A 5,525-nucleotide genomic window follows, 5' to 3' on the forward strand; every position below is an offset into this window, starting at 1 on the left:
TGCGGTCGGTCTCGACGTCGGCGTCGAGGCCGCCCACGGTCAGGCAGGTGCGGATCTTGGTGCTGACCGCCGCGCGGTCGAGCGGCGTCTCGGGTCCGCCGGGCATGGGTGCCTCGGCCACGTGCACGGTGCCCCCGTCCCGACCACTGCTGCGGTGCAGCTCGACCGTCGCCCCGCTCATGACGGTGCTGGCGGGGAGGTCCTGGCGGACCTCGACGTGCGCGGCCGCGGCCGCGATGCCGGGGTCGACGACGTCGGGGCCGGCGAGGGTCGCGACGTCGTAGCGACCGGTGGTCCAGACGGAGGCGACCTGCCACGGCACGGAGAACTGGGCGTCGATGATCGGCTCGCCTCGGTCGGCGAACGGCCGCGCGACCATGGCGTACGACGCACCCTCGGGCAGGTGCACGACGATGCGGTCGTCGGCCTCGGCGCCGTGACGGCGGTACAGCTCCTCCGCGGCGGCGATGGCCGCGTGTCCGTACCGACAGGCCGGGTAGGGCTTGATGGCCAGCTCGGCACCGGCGAACGGTCCGTCGAGCACGTCGGCCACGGTCAGGTCCGAGCGGGGGACGAGACCGTGCTCGCCGGTCAGCCAGCCGCGCGGACCCTCGATGCCGTGGGCGGCGAGGGAGGCGGCGTAGAGGCCGGCCTGCACCGCGAGGCCCGGCTGTACTCGCTTGGCGAGGGAGCTGTCGACGACCGCCTGGCGGGAGCCGGGCGCCAGCGACGCCCCGAGGGCCAGCGACATCGCGTTCTCGATGCCGGCGCGGTCGAGCCCCCAGGTGGCGGCGACCGCGGCAGCGGCGGCCGGCGCGCCGAGTCCGGCGGTGCGGATGACACCTGGTCGCGGTCCGACGAGACCGCCGAGCCGCGCGAGCACCTGCACGCCGACCACGACGCCGTCGGCGAAGCGGTCCCCACTCGTCGGACGGCGCTGGGCGGCGACGAGCGCCGCGGGCACGGCCACGGCGGCCGTGTGCACGACCGCCTCGTCGTGCGTGTCGTCGAAGTCCCACGCGTGGATCAGCGCCGACGAGACCGCCGCCGCGGCCGACGGCGACCAGCGTCGGCCGGTCCACGGCACCGCCACGTCGCCGTCGCCCAGCTCGTCGGCGGCGAGCAGCATCGCGCGCAGCCCGGGCGCCTGGCCTCCGGCGGCCATGAGGCCCCAGGCGTCGGCGAGCAGGATGCGCCAGCGGTCGAGCTCGGCGGCGTCGAGGGTGTCGAGGTGGCTCACGAGCGGAGGCTCCTTGGGCTGTTGGCGGCGGCGGATCGGTGACCGGGGTCACGTGCTCCACGTCACTCTAGGAAGCCCGCCCGAGGATGTCTAGATATTCTATAGATTCTTTTTCGCACGATCTTTGTGGCAGACTGAGCCCAGCGCGATGCCCTGCCGCCCGAGTACGGTGCGTCAGCGGGCACCCGTCCGCACAGAGAGGAGCCGACATGCGCAGCGACGAGGTCACCCTTCCCGGCAGCCGTACCGCCTACGTCCTCGAGCGCCTGCGCACCGATCTGCGCAACGGGCTCATCAACCCCGGCGACCAGCTGCGCCAGGTCGAGATCGCCCGCCGCTACGGCGTGAGCGCGACCCCCGTCCGCGAGGCCCTGCGGGTCCTCGAGGCGGACGGGATGATCGACTACCACGCCCACCGGGGTGCCACGGTGCGTGACTACACGCCCCAGATGGCCACCGACCTCTACCGGATGCGTGCCGAGATGGAGGCGCTGGCGGTCCGGGTGGCCATGGAGCGGATGACCCCCGAGGTGCTCACGCAGATCCGCGCCGCCGACGTGGAGCTGCTCGCCGCCACCGCGTCGCAGGCCTCTCCCGCAGAACTGTCACGGCTCAACAAGGCGCTCCACTTCGCCATCTACCAGGCGACGTCGCCCGTGATGATCGAGTGCATCGAGATGCTCTGGAGCCGCTTCACGCCCTCGGTGACCCTGTGGAGCGTCACCGGTTTCACCACCGAGCTGCGCCACGACCACGAGGCGATCCTGACCGCGATCGAGGCCGGCGACGCCGACGCCGCGAGCCGGGCCATGCACGAGCACATCATGCACGCGTGCGACCTCCGGGCCACGCACGCCGGGCTCCGGCCGGCCGGCCCTGCGGGCAACGCCGCCGACGCCGTCTCCCCCGAAGCGTCGTGAGGGTGCAGGGCCGACCCGCCTGGCTGCGGCGACCGTCCTGGTTCACCTGTCTCGTCCTCGTCTCGATCGTCTCCCACGCCGTCCTCAACGGCGTGCGCACGCTGATCTCCTACCGCGCGATCGCCCTCGGCGGCGACGCGTTCTCCGTGGGAGTCATCACGGCCGCGTTCGCCGTCCTCCCGCTCCTCGTGGCCCTGCCGATCGGCCGAGCCGTCGACCGCGGCCAGGGCACCCGGGCGCTCCGGTCGGGTCTCCTGCTCACGGTCGTTGCGGTCGCGCTGGCGGCGACGAGCGACCAGCTCGCCGTCCTCGCCGTCGCGAGCGCACTGCTCGGCTTCGGGCAGATCTTGCACACCATCGCGTGCCAGAGCCTCATCCCCTTGTGGTCGCCTCCGGACTCGATGGACCGCAGGTTCGGTCAGCTGACGCTGGGCGTCTCGATCGGCCAGTTCCTCGGCTTCCCTCTCGCCGGGGTCGTCGCCACCCTCACCAACGACACCGCCACCAGCGGGGTGGAGACCGGCCCGGCACTGCTCGTCTTCACGGCCGTGGCCGCAGCAGCGGTGCCGCTGTCGTTCGTCTTCCGACCCGCGTCCCGCGAGAAGCGCAGCCGTCGGGACCAGGCCGCCACCCGGCAGTCGCCCCTGACGATCCTCGGCCAACGCGGCATGAAGCCGGCCATGTACTCGTCCATGACCGTGCTGTCGGGGCTCGACCTGCTCACCGCCTACCTGCCACTCCTCGGCGACCAGCTCGGCCTGAGCGTCGGGGTGGTGACGACCCTGCTCACGCTGCGTGCCGTCGCGTCGGTCCTGTCGCGCATCGCGCTGCCCGTGCTGCTGGCGCGGGTCGGACGGCGTCCGCTCATCATCTCGGCAACACTCGCGTCGGCCGTCCCGATGGCGCTCGTGCCCCTCACCACCGATGCCGTCGCACTGGGTGCCGCGATGCTGGTCATCGGCTTCTTCTGGGGCATCGGCCAGCCGCTGACGATGGTCTGGGTGACGGCCGTGTCGCACCGCGACAACCGTGCGTCGGCGTTGGCGATCAGGCTGGCCGGCAACAGGGTGGCGCAGTTCGCCGTCCCGCTCGGCGCCGGCGCGGTCGCCGGAGCCACCGGCGTGGGGGTCATCTTCTACCTGACTGGGGCGCTGCTGGCCTCGTCCGGCCTCATCTCCTGGAGCGCGACGCGTGCACTGCCCGAGGAGGGGTAACCACTCTTCGTGAGAAGAGCCCCGCACCGACACGCCGACGACGACCATCGTTTCCCTGCGCGACCTAGCGTCGCGACCATGAGGATCGCCGTGGTGGGAACCGGCTACGTCGGGCTCTCGAACGCCGTCGTCCTGGCGCAGCGTCACCAGGTGGTGGCGGTCGACGTCGACGCCGCGAAGGTCGACCTGATCAATGCCCGCCGTTCGCCCATCGAGGACCGCGAGCTCCAGCAGTACCTGGCCGAGAAGCCGCTGGACCTCGTGGCCACCACGGACGCCGACGCTGCCTGCGCGGGTGCCGACTTCGTGGTGGTGGCCACCCCCACCGACTACGACCCGAGGACCAACTACTTCGACACGAGCTCGGTGGAGACGGTGGTCCGGGCGGCCCTTGCCGCCGAGCCCTCGGCCGTCATCGTCATCAAGTCGACCGTGCCGGTGGGCTACACCGCGACCCTGCGGGAGCGGCATCCCGGGGCGAGCATCATCTTCTCGCCCGAGTTCCTGCGGGAGGGTCGGGCGCTGCACGACAACCTGCACCCGTCGCGGATCGTGGTGGGATCGGAGACGGCCGAGGGCAAGGAGTTCGCTCAGCTGCTGCGCGAGGGGGCCGTCGACGACGACGTGCCGGTGCTGCTGACCGGCTCCACGGAGGCGGAGGCGATCAAGCTGTTCGCCAACACCTACCTGGCGCTGCGGGTGGCGTACTTCAACGAGCTGGACACGTACGCGGCGCTCACCGGCCTGGACACGCGGCAGATCATCGAGGGCGTCGGCCTCGACCCCCGCATCGGCAACCACTACAACAACCCGTCGTTCGGCTACGGCGGGTACTGCCTCCCGAAGGACACCCGACAGCTGCGCGCCAACTACGCGTCGGTGCCGCAGAACCTGATCGGCGCGATCGTGGACGCCAACACGACCCGCAAGGACTTCGTGGCCGAGGACATCCTGCGCCGCGGCCCGCAGGCGGTGGGCATCTTCCGGCTGGTCATGAAGGCCGGCTCTGACAACTTCCGCGCCTCGAGCATCCAGGGCGTGATGAAGCGGCTGAAGGCCAAGGGCACCGAGGTGATCGTCTTCGAGCCCCTGCTCCCCGACGAGCCCTTCTTCGGCTCGGAGGTCCTGCGCGACCTCGAGGAGTTCAAGCGCCGCAGCGACGTGATCGTGGTCAACCGCCGTACCGACGAGCTCGCCGACGTGGCCGACAAGGTCTACACCCGCGACCTCTTCGGCAACGACTGACCTCCGTCTCCCCGAGCCCCACCGCTCCCCGAGCCTGGTTCCCCTGAGCCTGTCGAAGGGTCGAAGGGTCGAGGGGCCACCAATTCGCCCCCTGAGCTTGTCGAAGGGTCGAGGGGCTGCACCTCGACAAGCTCGGCGACCGCGACCTCACCCACGCCAACCCCGCTCCCCGAGCCTGGTTCCCCTGAGCCTGTCGAAGGGCCGAGGGGGCCTACGCCTCGACAAGCTCGGCGACCGCGACCTCACCCACGCCAACCCCGCTCCCCGAGCCTGTCGAGGGGCACCGCTCCCCGAGCTTGTCGAGGGGCTACACCTCGACAAGCTCGGGGAACGCAACCAGGCAGCACGTCTACCCCGACCGGGTGGTCGGGGTAGACGTGGTGGTCGAGGGTCAGGGTCGCCAGCGTTGGTTTCGTTGCCAGGTGTCGGAGCCTGGGAGCTTCCACTCGACGTGGCCGTCGTCGGGGTTGATGCGGCCGATCCAGCCTTGGTCGTGGGCTCGGTGGTGGTGGAAGCCGCAGAGGAGTGCGCCGTCGCGGACGTCGGTGGTCTTGGAGATCGCGTACGGGTTGAGGTGGTGGGCCTCGGTCCATCTGGCGTCGCGGTCGCAACCTGGTGTGGTGCAGCCGCCGTCGCGCTTCTCCATCGCTCGGCGGGATGCCTGGTTGAAGTATCGGTTCGCGGACCCGAGGTCGAGGGGGAGCGGCTTGCCGTTGAGGACCATCGGGACGATCTGCGCCGAGCAGGCGAGCCGTCGTGCTTCGCCGGCGCTGATGCGGGTGCCGTCGGAGAGGCCGGCGGCCTTGATGCCACCCATGAGGGTGTCGAGGTCGAGGTTGACGGTGACGACCGCGCTCACACCACCGTTGGTGGGGAGGGAGTCGGCAGGCAGGTGCTCGACGAGGG

At 71.3% G+C, this 5,525-nt stretch carries 5 protein-coding genes; 3 read left to right on the plus strand and 2 right to left on the minus strand.

Annotation, left to right across the window (positions count from 1 at the left end; all coding sequences use genetic code 11):
- Nucleotides 1-1,240: MmgE/PrpD family protein (locus ASF38_RS08095; RefSeq protein WP_156366847.1), on the minus strand; the 1,240-nt coding region annotated here is incomplete at its 3' end.
- A 209-nt stretch (nt 1,241-1,449) separates the two neighbouring features.
- Between ASF38_RS08095 and ASF38_RS08100 the strand changes: the two genes are divergently transcribed.
- The 3 genes from ASF38_RS08100 (at nt 1,450) to ASF38_RS08110 (ending at nt 4,619) form a co-directional block, all read left to right on the plus strand.
- Nucleotides 1,450-2,160, plus strand: a complete 711-nt coding sequence (locus ASF38_RS08100; RefSeq protein ID WP_055961595.1) for a GntR family transcriptional regulator — start codon at nt 1,450-1,452, stop codon at nt 2,158-2,160.
- Between the two features lie 2 nt (nt 2,161-2,162).
- The gene (locus tag ASF38_RS08105) at nt 2,163-3,374 is read left to right on the plus strand and encodes an MFS transporter (protein ID WP_055961598.1); all 1,212 of its coding nucleotides are present in this window, start codon (nt 2,163-2,165) and stop codon (nt 3,372-3,374) included.
- A gap of 78 nt (nt 3,375-3,452) precedes the next feature.
- Nucleotides 3,453-4,619 (plus strand): nucleotide sugar dehydrogenase, encoded by a 1,167-nt coding sequence (locus tag ASF38_RS08110; protein WP_056575054.1) that lies wholly within the window; start codon nt 3,453-3,455, stop codon nt 4,617-4,619.
- Between the two features lie 391 nt (nt 4,620-5,010).
- On the opposite strand, the gene ASF38_RS17145 is transcribed toward ASF38_RS08110, so the two are convergent.
- A partial coding sequence (locus ASF38_RS17145) for an HNH endonuclease signature motif containing protein (RefSeq protein WP_156366848.1) occupies nt 5,011-5,525 on the minus strand: 515 nt, incomplete at its 5' end.

This window comes from Aeromicrobium sp. Leaf272 (genome assembly GCF_001422865.1).
Lineage (GTDB): Bacteria > Actinomycetota > Actinomycetes > Propionibacteriales > Nocardioidaceae > Aeromicrobium.